General features: G+C 64.0%; 14 protein-coding genes. 8 read left to right on the forward strand and 6 right to left on the reverse strand.

What is annotated here, in order from left to right:
* Window positions 1-112: 112 nt before the first annotated feature.
* From PCA31118_RS16090 to PCA31118_RS16100, 3 genes are read left to right on the forward strand one after another with little or no spacing between them, the layout of a single operon-like run.
* Complete coding sequence (locus tag PCA31118_RS16090; protein WP_150626196.1) at window positions 113-1,276, forward strand: BamA/TamA family outer membrane protein; 1,164 nt, start codon at window positions 113-115, stop codon at window positions 1,274-1,276.
* Window positions 1,267-2,541 carry an autotransporter outer membrane beta-barrel domain-containing protein gene (locus tag PCA31118_RS27380; protein WP_246190265.1) on the forward strand — a complete coding sequence of 425 codons (1,275 nt, stop codon included), beginning with the start codon at window positions 1,267-1,269 and terminating at the stop codon, window positions 2,539-2,541. The genes PCA31118_RS16090 and PCA31118_RS27380 overlap by 10 nt, the downstream gene beginning before the upstream one ends.
* Window positions 2,541-3,776: a BamA/TamA family outer membrane protein gene (locus PCA31118_RS16100; RefSeq protein WP_246190266.1), complete on the forward strand. Its 1,236-nt coding sequence runs from the start codon at window positions 2,541-2,543 to the stop codon at window positions 3,774-3,776. Before PCA31118_RS27380 ends, PCA31118_RS16100 begins: the two co-directional genes overlap by 1 nt.
* A gap of 46 nt (window positions 3,777-3,822) precedes the next feature.
* Here the strand turns inward: PCA31118_RS16100 and PCA31118_RS16105 are convergent, their stop codons facing one another.
* On the reverse strand, window positions 3,823-4,764 hold the full coding sequence (locus tag PCA31118_RS16105; RefSeq protein WP_150626124.1) for a CysB family HTH-type transcriptional regulator: 942 nt from the start codon (window positions 4,762-4,764) through the stop codon (window positions 3,823-3,825).
* A gap of 133 nt (window positions 4,765-4,897) precedes the next feature.
* Here PCA31118_RS16105 and PCA31118_RS16110 point away from each other — a divergent pair, with 133 nt between their 5' ends.
* The 5 genes from PCA31118_RS16110 (at window position 4,898) to cobA (ending at window position 9,796) form a co-directional block, all read left to right on the forward strand.
* Entirely contained in the window at window positions 4,898-5,674 is a 777-nt protein-coding gene (locus PCA31118_RS16110; RefSeq protein WP_150626125.1) for a sulfite exporter TauE/SafE family protein, read from the forward strand.
* A 104-nt stretch (window positions 5,675-5,778) separates the two neighbouring features.
* Window positions 5,779-6,495: a phosphoadenylyl-sulfate reductase gene (locus tag PCA31118_RS16115; RefSeq protein ID WP_150626199.1), complete on the forward strand. Its 717-nt coding sequence runs from the start codon at window positions 5,779-5,781 to the stop codon at window positions 6,493-6,495.
* Window positions 6,496-6,619: 124 nt separating this feature from the next.
* Window positions 6,620-7,567, forward strand: coding sequence for a sulfate adenylyltransferase subunit CysD (gene cysD / locus PCA31118_RS16120; protein ID WP_150626126.1), 948 nt, complete (start codon window positions 6,620-6,622; stop codon window positions 7,565-7,567).
* Between the two features lie 112 nt (window positions 7,568-7,679).
* The gene (locus PCA31118_RS16125) at window positions 7,680-8,981 is read left to right on the forward strand and encodes a sulfate adenylyltransferase subunit 1 (RefSeq protein ID WP_150626127.1); all 1,302 of its coding nucleotides are present in this window, start codon (window positions 7,680-7,682) and stop codon (window positions 8,979-8,981) included.
* Window positions 8,982-8,983: 2 nt separating this feature from the next.
* The gene (gene cobA / locus PCA31118_RS16130; protein ID WP_150626128.1) at window positions 8,984-9,796 is read left to right on the forward strand and encodes a uroporphyrinogen-III C-methyltransferase; all 813 of its coding nucleotides are present in this window, start codon (window positions 8,984-8,986) and stop codon (window positions 9,794-9,796) included.
* 6 nt (window positions 9,797-9,802) lie between these two features.
* Here the strand turns inward: cobA and PCA31118_RS16135 are convergent, their stop codons facing one another.
* The 5 genes from PCA31118_RS16135 to lptF all read right to left on the reverse strand — a co-directional run bounded on the left by PCA31118_RS16135 (window position 9,803) and on the right by lptF (window position 18,233).
* Window positions 9,803-10,861: a hypothetical protein gene (locus PCA31118_RS16135; RefSeq protein ID WP_150626129.1), complete on the reverse strand. Its 1,059-nt coding sequence runs from the start codon at window positions 10,859-10,861 to the stop codon at window positions 9,803-9,805.
* A gap of 9 nt (window positions 10,862-10,870) precedes the next feature.
* Window positions 10,871-15,388 (reverse strand): dermonecrotic toxin domain-containing protein, encoded by a 4,518-nt coding sequence (locus PCA31118_RS16140; RefSeq protein ID WP_150626130.1) that lies wholly within the window; start codon window positions 15,386-15,388, stop codon window positions 10,871-10,873.
* Window positions 15,389-15,575: 187 nt separating this feature from the next.
* Window positions 15,576-15,956 carry a sirohydrochlorin chelatase gene (locus PCA31118_RS16145; RefSeq protein ID WP_150626131.1) on the reverse strand — a complete coding sequence of 127 codons (381 nt, stop codon included), beginning with the start codon at window positions 15,954-15,956 and terminating at the stop codon, window positions 15,576-15,578.
* A 10-nt stretch (window positions 15,957-15,966) separates the two neighbouring features.
* On the reverse strand, window positions 15,967-17,106 hold the full coding sequence (lptG, locus tag PCA31118_RS16150) for an LPS export ABC transporter permease LptG (RefSeq protein ID WP_150626132.1): 1,140 nt from the start codon (window positions 17,104-17,106) through the stop codon (window positions 15,967-15,969).
* A complete protein-coding gene (gene lptF / locus PCA31118_RS16155) occupies window positions 17,106-18,233 on the reverse strand; it encodes an LPS export ABC transporter permease LptF (RefSeq protein ID WP_150626133.1) in 1,128 nt (375 codons plus the stop codon). Before lptF ends, lptG begins: the two co-directional genes overlap by 1 nt.
* Window positions 18,234-18,321 lie beyond the last annotated feature (88 nt).

The following is an 18,321-nucleotide window of genomic DNA, read 5'->3' on the forward strand; positions in this document are numbered from 1 at the left end:
ACGGGGTGTCGGGCGCGGTGCGCTCAATCGCACGACTGGCTTGTGCCGCGACGCGACGCGCGGAGCGACATGGCACGGCGCGGCCCTGACGCTTGCGCTGGCAATGTGCTGCATGGCGCCGATGAGCGCCGTCCATGCGCAGACATCGGGGCCGAGTGCGGCGCCGCAAGATGCCGCCGTCACGAACGCAAAGCCCGAAGCACCCATCGAGCCGACCTCACGAAAAGTGTCCTGGCATTCGCCGGAGGACGGCGATTTCGATGCCAGTGACTTCTTGCTCAATCATCGCGGCGCGTTACCCGTGCCCACCATCATCACGGAACCGGCAATCGGCTACGGCGGTGGCGTGGCGCTGATGTTCTTTTCCGAATCGATGGCCGACGCAGCGAGAAACGCAAAGGAAACCGGGGTCATGTCGCCGCCGAACATTACGGCAGTCGGCGGCATGTATACGGAAAACGGCACCTGGGGCGCCGGGCTGATGCATTTCCACACGTGGGGCGGCGATTCGATCCGGTATCTCGGCGGGCTCGCCAAAGTGAATATGAAGACGGACTACTACGGACTGTCGAATTCACCGCGCTCCTATCAACTCAATGGCTGGTTGCTCGTGCAACAGGTGCTGTTTCGCATCGGTAATTCGCATTGGTTCGTCGGCCCGCGCTATACCTACTTTGATTCGAATACGCACTTCACCGGACAAATTGCGCAGGAGGTGGGCGTGCCGGACGCCCAACGTCGTATCGGCAAGGTGGGGCTCGTGATCGACTACGACAGCCGCGACAACATGTTCTTCCCGAACAAGGGCAGCTATCTGGAACTGGAAATTCAGGCAGCGCGCCCATGGGCGGGCAGCTCGCAATCGTTCGAGACGTATAACGGACGCGGCTACACATGGTTGCCGCTCTCGCGCGAGTGGGTTCTCGGCCTGCGCCTCGACGGCCGCTTCTCGGCAGGCGATACGCCCTTTTACGCGCAACCGTACGTCAAGCTGCGCGGCGTGCAGCAAGGTCGGTATCAGGACCAGAACGCCGCGATGGTGGAAGCCGAATTGCGCTGGAACGTCACGCCGCGCTGGTCCGTTCTGGGGTTCAGCGGCGCCGGGCGCGCATGGGGCAAATGGAAGTCCTTCTCCGAAGCGGACGCCGTCGTCAGTGTCGGCGCCGGCTTTCGCTATCTGATCGCGGCGAAGCTCGGACTGGCCGTGGGCGTGGACGTCGCGCACAGCAAAGGCGAGAACGCTTTCTACATCCAGGTCGGCAGCGCATGGCACTGACGACATTGCGCACCGATTCCATCGGCTTTACCGACAAAGGCATGCACATGCGGATGTGGAAGATGCGGCAACAGTGGCAACGGCGGCAACTGTGGCAACGGGCACTGCTGCCGATCGGCGGCGGGCATTGGTGCCTCGCAGCCGCTCTGATCGCATGCCTGAGCGGTGCGCCGCGCGACGCTGCCGCCTGGGGCGCCGGTGCGACGGGCGCTACGATGGTTGCACCCATGCCGGACGGCAGCGGGGACGTGACGACACGGCGCGGCTGGTATCGCGGCGTGATCGGGCCGACGGCCACACCTGCCGAGGGGAGCGCCGCGTCGCCATCGGCAGCGCCCGACGACAAGGCCACGGCCAACGCGTCGGCATCGTCCGGCGGGGCCGCCGCGCCGGAGGGCGCATCGCAGACGTCCCCGGCACCGAAGCAATGGGATCGGGCGTTGCCGTTCTTTGCGCAGCGCGTGATCGACCGTGGGTACGAACTCCCCAATCCCTATGACGTGGGCTACTCGTACTTCAACGGCGCGCAACGCTACCAACTCAGCAATCTGATGGTCGGCGCGAACGGCAACGGGCTGCGCTCGGCGGATTTCGTGCAATTCGAGCAGTCGCGCATTCGCAGTGAATCGAACCAGTTTCAGCTGGGCGCATGGTTGTTCCCGTTCATGAATGTGTACGCCATCGTGGGTAACGTGCGCGGTGGCGGCGACATCAACATCAATTTCTCGTCGCTCACGGCGCTCGAACAGTTCTTCGGGCTCAACATCGGTTGTGCGGGCAGACGACCGCCGCCCAATTGCGCCAACCCGATCAAGCTGCCGACAGCCCACGCGGACTACAGCGGCCACACCTACGGCGGCGGCTTTACGCTGGTCGGCACCTACGGCGATCTGTTCTTCTCGTTACCCGTGACGTATACGGTCTCGGACATCTCCATGTCCGACTCGCTCATTCATTCGTGGAACATTTCCCCGCGTATCGGCTGGAACGTGCATCTTGGCTCGGCCGGGATCCTCACGCCGTATGTCGGAGCAACGTGGTTCCGCACGAAGGCAGTCATTACCGGCCACTTCGATATCCCGATCGAAGCGGCAGGCGGCCAGACGCAGCGCCTCGACTACCAGATCGACCAGTCGGTCACGGGTAGCTGGAGCGGCGTCGCGGGGCTGAGCTGGGCGGTCAGCAAGCGCTTTGGCCTGCTCGCCGAATTCGGTTACGGCTACAACCGTAACGACGTCATTCTCACTGCCTTCCTGAGATTCTGATGTTCCCTCCGTTGCCCACCCGTCAAACATGCCGGACGATGCGCATTGCGCTGGTCGCGTCGTCCCTGGCTGCGCTTATCTGCAGTGGCGCGTCGATGGCGCAGGCGACGACGGACGGGGGCGGGGCGGCGTCCGCCACAGACGCGACGGTCGCCACGGTACCCGCTGCCCAACAAGGCTGGATCGACCGGCTGCTCGCCAAACTGGGTGCGGCCGACAAGGTGGACGTCAGTCATGGCATGGACTGGGGCGTGATGCCGGGGCCGTTCTACAACCCGGAGATGGGGTTTGGCATCGGCGCCGCAGCCGTCGGTCTATATAAGACGCGCGACGCGTTGCCGACGACGCAACTCTCCACCATGACCATCCACGGTTTCGGCACGACGACCGGTGCGTTCGGCATTGGCGTGGACAACACCACATTCTTCACCGACGACCGCTTTCGCTTCGTGATTGCGGGGGCCGTCGTGAACATGCCGACGCAATACTGGGGCATCGGCTACGACCGTGCGAGCAACGACGACAACCGGGAGAAGTACACGAAACGCAGCGCGTTCGTGCGCCCCACATTCCTGTGGCGGCTCTGGCCGAGTGCGTATGGGGGCTTTGGCGTCGACGCGCACTTCGATTCGGCGGTCAACCGCGACAAGGGGGATGCGAGCGCCTTCGTCACCGATCCCATCGGTCCGTATGTGCGCAGCATCGGCCTGAGTGCCAACTTTTCCTACGACACGCGGGACTTCATCCCGAATCCCTACAAAGGTCAGGCGCTATCGCTCACGACCACTGTCTATCGGCGTGCGTTCGGCAGCAGCACGTCGTTCGAATCGCTCGAATGGTCTTATGACCACTACACGAGGTTTCGCGAGCGCGACGTGCTGGCCTTCGACATCTACGGGAAATTCAGTTGGGGAGACGTGCCGTGGAGCATGATGCCGACATTCGGCGACGGCAAACACATGCGTGGCTATTTCCTGGGGCAGTATCGCGACAGGAACATGCTCACGGCGCAAGTCGAGTACCGGATGCATATCGTCGGCCGACATGGCGTGGTCGCCTGGGTAGGCGCAGGGGCGATTGCGGACCGGCCGGGCGATCTCGCCTCGGCACACTGGCTGCCGAACGGCGGGGTGGGCTATCGCTTTGAATTCAAGCCGCGTGTGAACGTACGCTTCGACGTCGGCTTCGGACGTCAGACGCGCGGCGTCTACTTTCAGATCAACGAAGCGTTCTGATGTCCGGCGACCGGTGTCCGGAAGCCTGCGCTTCCGGCCGGGCCCATCAAAGCTCGTAACTCTCGTGCTCGCCGCGCAATGCCTGTTCCACCAGCTTGCGTGTGAGGATTGGTGAAAGCAGCTCAACCATCGTGAAAACATATCCACGCAAATAGGCGCCCTGCTTGAGGGCGACGCGCGTCACGTTGGTACCGAAGAGATGTCCCACCTGTATCGCCCGGAGATTGCGGTCGCGCTCCGGGTCGAACGCCACGCCCGCCAGAATCCCCACGCCCAGCCCGAGTTCGACATATGTCTTGATGACGTCCGCGTCGATGGCTTCGAGCACGATGTCCGGCTGCACATGGCGCAGCGCAAACGCCTGATCGATCTTGGCGCGCCCGGCAAACTGCGGGTCGTAAGTGATCATCGGATACTTCGCCAGATCCTCGATCCCGACGGAGGGCAGTTGCAGCAACGGGTGATCGGGCGGCACCACCGCGACGTGCTGCCACTGATAGCAGGGCAGCGACACGAGATCCTTATAGCCGGCGATGGCTTCCGTCGCGATGGCCAGATCCGCCTGGTCGTGCAGCACCATCTCGGCGATCTGCGTGGGGCTGCCCTGCAGAATCGACAGGCGCACCTTCGGATAGCGCTTCTTGAACTCGGCCACGGCGTGCGGGAGCGAGTAGCGCGCCTGCGTGTGCGTCGTGGCAATGGTCAGGCTGCCCTGATCCTGGGCGGCGTAGTCCTTGCCGATCCGCTTGAGGCTTTCCACCTCCATCAATATCCGCTCGACGGACTCGAAGATGATGCGCCCGGGTTCGGTCAGATTACGGATGCGCTTGCCATGCCGGGCAAAGATATCCACACCGAGCTCTTCTTCAAGCTCGATGATGGCCTTGGAGACGCCCGGTTGGGAGGTAAAGAGTGCCTTGGCGGCCTCCGTCAGGTTGAAATTCTGGCGGACGGCCTCGCGCACGAAGCGGAACTGGTGCAGGTTCATTTGTATAACTTTAGAAAATATACAAACAATTTTTAATTCGTTTGAAGTATATAGCCTTTTCATTACAGTGGGGGCCACTGTTTCGATAACGTTATTCCGTACAGGCATTTAGGACCTACCAGGAACGTCATTCATGTCGCTGTGGCTCGAACCCCTTTCCGGACTTGGCGTCGGCCTGCTGGTCGGCCTGACCGGTGTGGGCGGCGGCTCGCTGATGACGCCTTTGCTCACGCTCCTGCTGGGGTACGCCGCGCCGGTCGCAGTGGGCACCGATCTGGCGTTCGCCGCCATCACGAAGAGTTTCGGGACGCTCGCGCATCGCTCGCACGGGCACGTGAAGTGGCACATCGTGCGACGACTCGCGCTCGGCGCGGTGCCGGCGGCGCTCGTGGCCATCCTTTTCCTGAAGCAGCTGGGTGGTATCGACGAGGTGGCGCTGCACGTCATCAAGTTGACGATCGCGGCCTCGGTCCTGCTCACGGTGCTCTCGCTGTTGTTTCGTGCGCGGCTGCTGGCTGCGCTGCGCGCCCACCCGAGCTGGCAACTGACGGGACGCCCGCAAGCCGTTGCCACGGTTGTCGTGGGGGCCTTGCTGGGCGGGCTCGTGACGATTTCCTCGATTGGCGCCGGCGCCGTAGGCGCAACGCTGATCCTGATGCTGTACCCGCAGTTGGAACCGGCGGAAGTCGCCGGAACCGATATTGCCTACGCGGTGCCGCTCACAGCCATTGCCGCGCTGGGCCATATCTGGCTCGAGACGGTGCACTGGGCACTGCTCGGCAGTCTGTTGATCGGCTCTTTGCCCGGGATCTGGCTGGGCGCGAAGCTCGCCCGTCATCTGCCCGAGCGCATCGTGCGCGGGGCGCTGGCAGCCACGCTCACGCTGACGGCAGTCAAGCTGGTCAGCTGACACCCCACATAGAACAAGGAGTTCGCGACATGCGAAACGAATCCCGCCGGGAACCCACTCCGGCCGCCGTGCCGTCGACGGTGGCCGATGCCGAGCATCAGGACATGGCGGTGCTCGACGACATGGAAGCCGTGCTGGCCGAGCGCCTCGCCCGCATTGCCGCGTCGCATCGCAACGTGAAGTTCGCGAGCAGCCTTGCCGCTGAAGACATGCTGATCACGCACGTGATCCTGCGCCAGCAGTTGCCGATCACGGTGTTCACGCTCAATACCGGACGTCTGCACGCCGAGACCGTGGGCATGATCGACAAAATCAAGGCGCGCTATGGCTACGACGTCGTGCAGTACGCACCGCAGGCCGACGCCGTCGAGCAATACGTTGCCGATCACGGCGCGAACGCATTCTACGAAAGCGTCGATCTGCGCAAGGCGTGCTGTCAGATCCGCAAGGTCGAGCCGCTCGGCCGCGCGTTGGCCGATGCCGATGCGTGGTTGACCGGACAACGTCGCGAGCAATCGGTCACGCGCGGTGAGCTTGCCTTCGCGGAGCAGGACGACGCGCGCGGCATCGCCAAGTACAACCCGCTGTTCGACTGGACGGAAGCGCAGGTGTGGGCTTACCTGACCGCGCGCGACGTGCCGGTCAACCCGCTGCATGCCCGTGGCTATCCGAGCATTGGCTGCGAGCCGTGCACACGGGCCGTTCGTCCCGGCGAAGACAGCCGGGCGGGGCGCTGGTGGTGGGAGTCGCGCGACAGCAAGGAATGCGGGCTGCACGCGAGCAACCTGAGCAAGATCCCGGTGTCGGTGCAGTCGAACTGATAGACGCAGCACCGCCCACAGGGCAACTGAATGGAAAACGATGTGCGCGCCGGACCGAATGCGGCGGCACATCGGAGCAGACCGAATCTCGGAAAAACTCGGAATCGTCAAGGAAGGGAACATTATGGGTGCGATGCACGAAGTCGCGCAGGCCAATGGCTCGCGAATGGATCATCTGGACTGGCTCGAAGCCGAATCGATGTACATCCTGCGTGAGGTCGTGGCGGAGTGCCGCAAGCCCGCGCTGCTGTTCTCCGGCGGCAAGGACTCGGTCGTGGTGCTGCATCTGGCGCTCAAGGCGTTCGGTCTCGGCCCGAACCGCAAGACCCAACTGCCGTTCCCGCTGGTGCATATCGACACGGGGCATAACTACCCGGAAGTGATCGAGTTCCGCGATCGTCACGCCAAGGCCCTGGGAGCCGAACTGGTCGTCGGGCATGTGGAAGACTCGATTGCCCGCGGCACGGTGCGCCTGCGTCGCGAGAACGATTCGCGTAACGCCGCACAAGCCGTCACGCTGCTCGAGACGATCGACGAACATGGTTACGACGCCATGATCGGCGGCGCTCGTCGCGACGAAGAAAAGGCGCGTGCGAAAGAGCGCATCTTCTCGTTCCGCGACGAATTCGGTCAGTGGGATCCGAAGGCGCAACGCCCGGAGTTGTGGCATCTATTCAACGCCCGTCTGCACAAGGGCGAGCACCTGCGCGTGTTTCCGATTTCCAACTGGACGGAACTGGACGTGTGGCAGTACATCGCTCGCGAGAACCTCGATTTGCCGTCGATCTATTACTCGCACGAGCGTGAAATCGTACGTCGCAACGGCTTGCTCGTGCCGGTCACGCCGCTCACGCCGAAGCAGGACGGCGAGACGAGCGAGCTGGCGCAGGTGCGCTTCCGTACCGTGGGCGACATCAGCTGCACGTGCCCGGTGGCCAGCGTCGCATCGAGCCCGGTGGAGATCATCGCCGAGACGGCGGTGACGGACATCACCGAGCGCGGGGCCACGCGCATGGACGACCAGACGTCCGAGGCGGCGATGGAGCAACGCAAGAAGCAAGGGTACTTCTGATTCGACGCTCGCCGGCACACGGCAGCGGCCATCGGACCCACGTTCAGAGACACCGGCTCGCAGGGCGACGCAACGTCACCGCCCCGAGCCACGCAATCGAGTTGAAAAGATCATGAGCCTCACCCCGCATCAGGAAGACCTCGGCGTGCTGCGTTTCATTACGGCAGGCAGCGTCGACGACGGCAAGAGCACGCTGATCGGCCGTTTGCTGTACGACAGCAAGTCGGTGCTGACCGATCAGTTGTCTGCGCTGGCACGCGCCAAGCACAAGCGCACCGCCGGCGAAGACATCGATTTCTCGCTGCTCACCGACGGTCTCGAAGCCGAGCGCGAGCAGGGCATCACCATCGATGTCGCCTATCGCTACTTCACCACGGCGCGCCGAAAATTCATCATTGCCGATACGCCGGGTCACGAGCAGTACACGCGCAACATGGTCACCGGCGCGTCGACGGCGCATGCCGCCATCATTCTGGTCGACGCCACGCGTGTGACCGAGGTGGACGGCCGCACCGAACTGCTCGCGCAGACCAAGCGCCACAGCGCCATTGTGAAGCTGCTGGGCTTGCAGCACGTGATCGTCGCGATCAACAAGATGGACCTGATCGATTACAGCGAAACGACGTTCAACAACATTCGCGCGGCTTACCTGGAGCTCGCGCAGCGCCTTGGTCTGCAAGACGTACGCTTCGTACCGGTCTCCGCGCTCAAGGGGGATAACATCGTGTACGCGAGCGAGCGTATGCCGTGGTATCAGGACGAACCGCTGCTCGATGTGCTCGAATCGCTGCCGGTCACGCAAACGGGGGGAGAACTGCGCTTCCCGGTGCAACTGGTGGCGCGTCAGGACGGTGCGCATGCCGACGACTTCCGTGGCTACATGGGCCGCGTGGAATCGGGGTCGGTGCGCGTTGGACAGTCGTTGCGCGTGCTGCCTGCCGGTCGCACGGCGAGCGTTGCGGAAATCGTCGGTCCGCGCGGCTTGCTCGAAGAAGCATTCGCCGGACAATGCGTGACGATCCGTCTGACGGAAGACGTGGATGTCTCGCGCGGCGACACGTTCGTCGCTGCCGATTCGGTGCTGGAACCGTCGCGCAAGCTGGCCGCCGACGTTTGCTGGTTCGACGAAGATGCGCTTGCACCGCAGCGCAAGTATTTGCTCAAGCAAGCGACCAGCACGGTGTACGTGAAGGTCGGTAGCGTCGACACAGTGCTCGACGTGAGCACGCTCTCGCATGGCACGGACAAGACGACGCTCGCGATGAACGATATCGGTCGCGTGCAACTGACGCTTCAGAAGCCGGTCGCCGCCGATACGTACGACGCCAACCCGGCCACGGGCGCGTTCGTGCTGATCGACGAAGCGACGCACCACACGGTCGCCGCCGGCATGATTCGCGCACTGGCGGCCTGACCATGCCGGGCAAGGTCTATCTCGTGGGTGCCGGGCCGGGCGCTGCCGATCTGATCACGGTGCGCGGTGCGCGCTTGCTCGCGCAGGCGGAGGTGGTGCTTCACGACGCGCTGGTCGAGCCCGAAATGCTCGCCTTGTGCCCGCAGGCAAAGCTGGTTGCCGTGGGCAAGCGCTGCGGCAAGCTGTCGAGCGCGCAGCAGTTCATCAACAAGCAACTGATCGATCATGCGCGCACGCACGCGCTGGTCGTGCGCCTGAAGGGCGGAGACCCGATGCTGTTCGGTCGCGCGGACGAGGAGTTGCGTGCGCTCGAGGCGGCGGGTATCGAGGTCGAGGTGGTGCCGGGTATCACGGCGGCGCTCGCCAGTGCCGCGTCGCTGGGCCGCTCGCTCACGTTGCGTGGCGTGTCGCGCAGCGTGGCGTTCGTCACGCAAAGCCGTGCGCCCGGTTCGCCGGATATCGAGGCCGATGCCCGGGCCGATTCTCTGGTCTATTACATGGGGCGCGACGCTGCGGCGACCATCGCTGCCGGGCTGATCGACGCAGGCAAGTCGCCAGCCACCCCGGTGGCGATCGTCGAGTCGGTGACCACGCCGCGCGAACGCCACACCGCCATGACGCTCGGTGAGTTGCGCGACGGTGTGGCGGCCCGGTGGTTCGACGGCTCGCAACCGAGTGTGATTCTGGTCGGCGAGGCGTTTGCGCAAAGCGCCGCAGTGCCCGATGCGCAGGATGCAAACGACGACGCCCGAGACACCCATGATGCCCATGCTGCGCCAGCGGCAGCAAAGCCGCGCGTTCCCGCGGCTGCATAACCTCATCTATCGGATATCGCGCAACGACAGGAACTCGCGGCTCTCGGTGAGAGGCTCGCGTTCCCGGTCGTCTGGCGACACGCCACCCCAGTCGTTGCGGCCCGTACCTGCCCAACGGAACGTATCGAGCGCCTTGGCTGCCGCATTGTAGGCATTGCCAAGGGTGCTGCCCAACTGCTCGCGCCCGGTGTTGAAAACGTTGACGATCGTTCCCGCAAAGTTGCCGATGGAGAGGAACGTGCCGGCCCCGTTTTGCGCCGCGTTGGTTTTCATTTCCTGCATTTCCCGCATCGGCATTTTGTCGGGGACGTCGTGGCCATCGCGAGCATCGGGGGCCTGCCTCACCGAGCGGCTGACGGGCGGTGGGTTGGTCGTGCCGGAGGACGTCGTTCGCAGCACGCGCGGCAGTCGTTCCCCGCGTAGCGCGGGCAGGGCCACATCTTTGACGCTCAGACTCTCGGGCCGGTGATTGATCGCATGCACCATGCGTTTCAAAGCGCCTTCGAAGTCGGCCGAAGCGAATTGCAGGTGCTCCACTTCTTCGATGATCGCATCGAACAAGTCCGGTTCGTTAAGCGCATGCGCATCCGCCTGATGGCGAATTTTGGCGGTTGCGCACCAGTAGGCAACATGGGCAATTTCGGACTCGTCGCTCTCGCGCACTTGCGTGATGTCACACCCGTAGAATCCGGGCGGCGCATCGATGAAGTGGCCGCTATCGATGTTTCTGAGCGACTCGAACGCCTGGGACATGGCGGTGGCCACCGGGTGCATCGCAGCCGTGGGGGCGAGCGCGGGCGGGGCGACTGGCCAACTGGTGGGCGCAGGTATGTACATGGTGAGAACTCTTTTCAGATGAGGAATGCATGCCGGTGAGGACGCGAGCCATTCGTCCGATGGAAACATCGCCATGATCGTCCGCGTCCCTGTACACAGTTTGGGTCCGGCGGGGGCGGACAGACTTCCAGAAACCGTGCGTCGATCGCAAGGTGAGCTTTGTCCCGTCGTGCTCGCCGTGACTGTTCGCCGTGACTGTTCGCCTTGACTGCTCGCCTTGAGCGACAACGGTGCGCGTCAGAGGTAGAGCGCGTCGCGCACCGGTACGAGCTCGTTGAGCTCGCGCAGCAACTCCACTTCGCCCAATCGGGGGATGTCGATCTCGCGGGTGTCGACAGCCAATGTCCTGCCTTGACTGTCCAACGCGTACACGCGCGACATGGCGTTCAGATGCGAGCGCAGCATATGAAGCACGCTCGCATAGTCGTGGTGCACGACGATGCCGAACTCCGGGTCGAAGAAGTAGTATTGCGCAGGACCGACAGTGCGAAAGCGTCGGCCGAGCAGTATGGTGCGCACGCCCGCTGTGATTTCGAAGGCGCGTGGCGTGGTCTGTTCGCCGTCGAACAGCGTATCGAGCGTTTGTACGCCGAGCGCCAGTGACGGTGGACTCAGGTAACGAATCGTCATGCTCCCGAACTGGGCGAGGTCGGACATGAATCGTGCCGACACGGTGGTGACGCCTCGGGCGAGTGTGTTGTAGACGCCGATCATGCCCTCGACCGGATACCGCGACGGGACCAATGTGCAGCCACGCAGCAGCCCCGTTCGCACATTGGGCTGATAAGTCCTTGCGCGCTGCGTTATGCCAAGAAATGTCGCGCCTAGCCTGGCTGCGTCGTTCGCAAGCGGGCTTGGCACGATCAACGCGCCGGCGTCTGCGGCGTTCTGCAGAAAATCGACGCGGCCCGCGAGGGTGCCCAGCGTTTCAGGGTCCGTGACGGTCGCATCCAGAAAATCGAGTTTTCGAAGGCGCAAGTGCCAGCTGAGCGGCATGCCCTCGCCCGGCGATGCAACGCTTGTGACTGCCTTGCGCGCGCGCTCGAAGACCGGATTGCGCTTGTCGCGCAAGGCGTCGTAACGGGCCCGGAACCCTTCGTCGATGCGCCAGGCCACGTGGGCGTCGTCGAACATCGGTGGCGCATGGTCGGCCTGTGTCACCACGTGCCATTCGCCCGAGGACGACAGACGCAGGAACGGCGCGTCGGCTTTCGCGGTATCCGCGAGGGCGCGTCGCTCCATGCGAAAGAAGCCGGTCGTCGGGTCCAGCCGCACATAGGCGCGGGTTTCCGAATCGATGCCCGCATAGAAGCGCCCGCCGGCCCGGTGCAGGCCGAGGATCAACTGCTCTTGCGCACGGGGCGCTTCCGCGACGAAGTACCGGAAGCGCGGGTCCCGCGTGACCCAGAGCCATGCCTTGAACCGTACAGCCGCAAGCCCTTGCGCACCAATCGCCGAGAGAACCGATTGCCAGCTCTGCTGAAATACGGCCTGGTCGTTCGTCAGCAGGCCGACGCCCATGCCTGCGGCGCCGATCGTCAGATCGGCGGCGGAGTATACGAAGCTGATCGGTCGCGCGAAGGGCATGAACCAGGTGGCCACGCCCAGCGCCAGATCGACTTTCGCGAACATGCTCATGAGGTCCAGCAACGGACGCGTGCCGTTCGTGTCGCCGCTTCCGGATCGGTGCTGATGCTGGCGCATTTCGTATGCCGAGGCCACGGCAGTGAAGGTATCGGACAGCGCGGTGTCGCGTTGCCCTTGCGCGTCCAGACGGGCGGATTCGTGCCACGTGGGGTCGCTGGGCGGCGTGTCCTTGAGCGTCGAGGTGATCCGCGAGCGGGTCGTCTGGTTGCACATCTGCGCGTTGAACCAGTCGCTCAGTTGCTGCCGGTTGTCGAAGCCGATCACCCGCAAGCCTTCGGTGAACGGCGCGATCAACAGGCGAGGGGGGCGCCCGGCGATGGAGACCTGCATGAGCGTCGTCGTCATTCCACCGACGCACAGCCATTCGCGCTCCACGGCCGGGGAGCCGATTTCGCGCGCCAGTTCTTCCGCGCTCAGTCGTGCCAATTCGATAGGCCCGGCGATTCGCGCCGCGATATGGACCTGCTCCACGGGCATCTTGCGCCGCGCACGATCGAGCCAGACCTGCGCGATGAACTCGGACTTCAGGATCTTTCGCACATTGTCGCGCGATGTGTCCCAGAACTGCGTCCGGGCGTTCTCAAGTCGCCGGCGCAAGGCGTTCATCGAGGTTTTGTCGAGGACATCCCTGAGCAGCACACCGTGACCGGTCGCCGAGTGCTTTCCGCGCACGAAGTTGAACTTGCCGAGCGCGTCCTGCGTGAGCAACGGCAGGTCTTGCAGTTCCTGTGCGAGTACCGACTCGCGAATCACGAGATCGCTGAGCGACTGGGCCTGTCGCCGTGCCGTCTTCACGTAGATCCGATCGGGATCGCCTGGCGCGAGACCCGCCTGTGTCAGACGCTCGACGAGGTGCGTGCGCGTGAGTTCGGGCACGTTCGGAATTGCCGCCGACACACGCAGGCGCAGGGTTTCCAGATGCGCGAGCTTGCGAAGATCGCTTAACGACACACCGATGGGCTGCCCCGGCAACGTCATGCCGGCGCGCATGCAGCGTTGCCGATACTGACGGACCCCCTGTTCGGTGTCGACGGTCGCCGCGCCGGATAGCCATGCCCGATATTGCTCGATGCGCGGTGCCGTGTCGCGAGCCGCCGCCGCCAGTGTGCCGTCCGTGCTCAGGGTGGCGAGCGTCGCCTGAGACGCGATCTGGATCGGTTGCCGCTTGTCGTCACGCACGAGCGTCGCGATCGACGTGCCGTTGGCGGCAAGCCCGCGCATTGTGAGCGGCAGTCGTTCACAAAGCGTGGTGCGCACGCCGAGACGATCTGCCTCGATGTCGTCGAGCAACGCCTGAGGCGATGCAAAAGCGCGCCATGCGGCTGCGTCGCCCTGGAGGTAGAGAAGCGTGGTGCCGTTGCCGGACGGCTCGCCGATGACGCAAGTGCCGGCGGGAGTCGCTACGTGCTCCCGGTCATCGGCGGCAATTGTCAATGTCAGTCGATGGGAGACGAATAGCGCGCCCGAGGGATCGCTCGAGAAGGACAGGTTCGCGAGTGCGGCGTTACCGAGATAAAGAGCTTTGTTGGAGATCAATCCGTTGTTGTACGCCACTGTCAGGTCGCTGATGGCAAGCGCGTTGCTGAGGACTTCGGTGAGACTGGCACTCAGCACGGTCATCAGAGACGGTGGGACTTGCCACATCCGCGTCGCACGTGCTTCGCACGCGACGCGCCATGTGTCGACGATCTCATCGAACCTTGCCGCCGTCATGATCGTCGGCGTTTCATAAATCGCACCGGCGGCGGTCTTGGTACAGACGTCGAAACTCGCGCCGAGCGCCGGTGCAGTGATGTTCAGACGCCCGGCGCGGATCTGCTCGGCAGCCTCGGGCAGTGTCCAATAGGTGACGAGCTTGGTGCGTTGGCCGTCGTTCAATGGTCTGTGCTGCCGCACCCTCAGTCGCGAGAGCGTCTGATCGGCGAACTCCGTCGCGTTCTCCAGGAGTCGGTCGAGCAGTTCGCGCTCGCTGGGTGGCGGGGAGAAACTCAGCAAGGGCGAGAATGACGCGTGAAGCTCCCGGTACGTTGCCGCCCGGTGTCGCCACGCGTTTGCCGTGTCGATCAAACTTTGCATCTCGGGCGAGGCGCGCATGTCGGGCAGGCCGGACGCCGGGCGCGCCTCGCCGGCTCGTGCAATGACGATCGGCGGGATCGCGGGCAGGTAGGCCGCGTGCGCAAGGGGCGGACCGAACGATGAAAACGACAGCAAACGCGTCAGTGCGCCATGCATCCGCTCCGGCACGGCAGCAGCGCTCGTGACGATCCCGTCAATGGCCTGGGACACGGTTTGCGCGAGCTGTTCGAGGATCGAGACTTCCGGGCGATGGGCGGGGACGGGGCGTGACCCAAGCCGGGAGTTGCCATCGTGAAACGCCGGATCGGGGTCGAATGCAGGAGACGACGTGGGGTGGCACCCGGAAAGGCTTTCCGGCGGGCCGGTGTGGACCAGCGTAGTCCCGTAAAGCAGCCCCAGCAGGTATCCGGTCTTCCCGCAGCGTGTGAAGTCCAGCGACGGGACCCGGACTGGCGCGTCGTGACCGTGCGGTGGGCAGCGAACGCCTGCGAGAGGGCAGGCGCCGCTGCCCAGCAAAAGAAACGCCCTCCATTGCTGGATGAGCCATGGACGCCAGCTGCAAAAGTAGCGTTCCCATGCGCTGCCGTAACTTGTCGGGTCGTGGGGGGCTTCGGTGCGGTGGCCGTTCGATAGCCTCAGGCGATTCCACGTGGACTCGCTCAGAAGCCCGTCACATACCTCTTGCACGCTTTGCCACGGCGAACGGTTTGCGAGTGCGCCGGGCACCAGGCTCAAGAGCGATGCGGCCGGCCCTGGCTCCGTGTCGAAGCGCCCGGCAAAGCGCGCGATGATCGTGTCGTCGAGGGCTACCAGATCGTCCCCGTCTATGCCCATCTCGATGAGCGCCAGCATGAGGCCGAGCGCAGGCCCGGCCTCGGGCGACTCGTCAACAAGCGCGCAGGCACGCGTGGCAATGCTGTCGAAGTGTTCGGCGGCAGCGCGCATGGCGAGCCGCCCCGTATCGATCTCCGCAGTGCGCAGGTGAGACGTCGGTTCCCGTGCCGTGGATGTTTGCGTCGCGCTTGTCACCATGCCAGACCCCCCGTCGGAAAAGGGACTACCGTGCAGTGATACGGGGCCGACGTGGCAGATCAAATGCCAATGCGCGCCGGTCGCGAGGCACAAGTCTCGGCGGCGGGCAAGGGTGGCGACTTGCAGATTGTGGCCAAATCACGCCGGCCACGGAGATGGGGAAAGGACTCGCTGCCCGGCATGGCCGTCAGCGCCGCACAACCTCGTTGGCGCAATACGATGCGAGCGCCTGAAGGACCGTGTCGTCTTCGCCGACGGCCGCGCTCAGGCGCAGCGTGATGCCGGGATGCGCGCTGCGGCATGCGTCGGCGAGCACGGGAAGATCGCGTCGGACATGCCCGCCCTGTCCCAGGAAGACCGGCACGACGCTCACGTCGTCGCAACCCTGCGAAACGAGGGCGGCCACGGCGTCGGCCAGACTGGGTGTCATCAGTTCCAGAAACGCGAGGCAGACGATGGCATCGGGGCGCTGCGCGACCACCTTGTCGCGCAGGCGCTCGAACGGCTCGGCCCAGCGCGGGTCGCGCGAGCCATGGGCGAAGAGAACGACGCCGGGTTTGCCGCTCATCGACATGACCTCAATGCTTGTCTACCCAGCGCAACGCCCCGATGGCGAGCACCAGATAGAGCAACGACGGTAATGCTGCGGTGAACCACGCTGGCCACGTGTTGAGCAAACCGAGGTGCGAGAACAGATTGTTGAGCAACTGGAAGCTCATGCCGAGCATGATCCCGCCGAACACCTTCAGACCGATGGCCCCGGCGCGCGCATGCAGATAAGCGAACGGCAGGGCCAGCGCCATCATCACGAACACCGCGAACGGATACAGCAGTTTTTGCCAGAGCGCGAGGTTGTAGCGGTCGGTGTTCTGCTGGTTTTCCTTCAGGTGGCCGATGTAGCGGTACAGGCTGCCGATGGCCATGTTGTCGGGCGACACCATCAGCACCGACAGAATCTGCGGCGTTAGCTCGGAGCGCATCTGCACGGAGTCGATATGCACCTGCTTGCTCTGCACGAGCGCACGCAGCGGATCGCTGCTGGTGGTCGCGTCCGCCGTTGCGGTGAAGACCGTCTCGGACACGTCCGTCAACTTCCAGAAGTTCGGCGCGTCGAACTGTCCCAGCTTGGCCAGACGCACGCTGTCGAGCCGCAACTTGTCGTCGAACTCGTAGATGCGCACATTGGCGATCGAGTTGTCCGGATTGAGGGTGCCGACGTTAATGAAGCGGGTCACGCGCTGTCCGTCCTGATCGACCGTGTCCTTGACCCAGACACCGGAACGGAAGCCTGCCGAGACCGAGCTGCCGAGCGCTTCGAGGCGGATCTTCTGCGCGAGCTGTTCGGCATTCGGCGCAATGTACTCGCCGATCACGAAGGTGATCAGCACGACCGGGAAGCCGATCTTGAGCAGGGAGCGCAGCGCCTGACCCGTTGACAGTCCGGAGACGCGGAAGATCGTGAACTCCGAGTTGCCGGCCAGTTGCGCGCACACATAGATCGCGGCAATCAGCGAGGCCACCGGAATGATCTCGTACATGCGCTGCGGGGCGAACAGCAACACGTAGGCCAGCGCATGCTGGAACCGGTAGCCGCCACGGCCGACGTCGCCGAGCTCGCTCACCAGATCGAAGAAGACGAACAGACCGACGAACGCGAGCAGAACGAAGAGGAACGCCAGGTAGATCTGGCGCGCGAAATATTTCTCGTAGACGCGCATCAGCGAGCCCCTCCCGATGCGCGCATCCCGTCGGATCCGTTGTTACGACGTCGGCCGAACAGGCCGCGGAAGCGCACGCGGCGCACGTAAAGCAGCACGATGATCGCCATGGCGAGCGCGTGAAGCAGCCAGATACCGATGGCGAGCGGCAGACGCTCCTGCGCCACCCATGCCTGCGACAGGCTCAGCAGGTTGGTGTACGCGAGGTAGATGAGTACGGCCATCACAAGGTTCACGGTGCGCCCGTGCCGGGGGTTCTGATAGGCCAGCGGTACCGCGAGCAGTACCAGCGCGAGCGCGAGCAGCGGCAGGCCGACGCGCCAGACGATTTCGCCGCGGAAGATCGGATTCTGGATTTCGCGGAACAGACGCGCTGTAGGCACGCCCTTGGTCGGCGTATTGTCGGTGTCGGTGGCCGTCGGGTTGTCGATCTTGACGCCGTAGCGCTCGAACTCCATCACGCGGTAGTCGGGCTGACCCGGCACACCGTCGTAGCGGCGGCCTTTCTCCAGCACGATGTAGCGGTTACCGTCCTTGGCCGTCTCGATATGACCGTCTTTCGAGACGACGACGTTGACCTTGCCGTTCTCCGTGCCGGAGACGAAGACGTTGTGAACCTGGGTGGCGTCCCCCGAGACCGTCTCGACGAAGAACACGCGATGGCTCGCTGCGCTCTCGCGGAACTGACCGGGGGAGATCATGGAGACGTCGTCACGCTGGGCGAAGCGCGCTTCGAGCGCCGAGATCTGCTGGTTCGCCCATGGCCACGCGACCAGCGCGCAGAACGTGACGACAGCGAGATAGGGCGCGGCAAAGCGCAACACCGGTTTGATGAAGTCGGTGATCGACAGGCCCGAGGCGAACCACACGACCATTTCGGAGTCGCGGTACCACCGGGTGAGGACGAACAGGATCGAGACGAAAAGCGTCACGATCAGAATGACGGCGAGGTAGCCGATCACGGCCAGGCCGATGAGCACGAGCACGTCGCGCGGATCGGCTTTCCCCGACGCGGCGAAGCCCAGGATGCGGATCATCATGGTGGTGAGCATGACGGTGATCAGCACCATGAAGACGGCCCCGGCGGTGTAGTTCAGCTCGCGCTGCAGGGAACGCTGAAAAATCATGTGATGACGGTTGGGGTGCTCTCGCGGTTGGGCGAGCGCGGAAAAAAGCGGATAATTGCGGCTCGTACGAATTTTACCCGAGGAAAGC

This window comes from Pandoraea captiosa, assembly GCF_902459775.1.
Lineage (GTDB): Bacteria > Pseudomonadota > Gammaproteobacteria > Burkholderiales > Burkholderiaceae > Pandoraea > Pandoraea captiosa.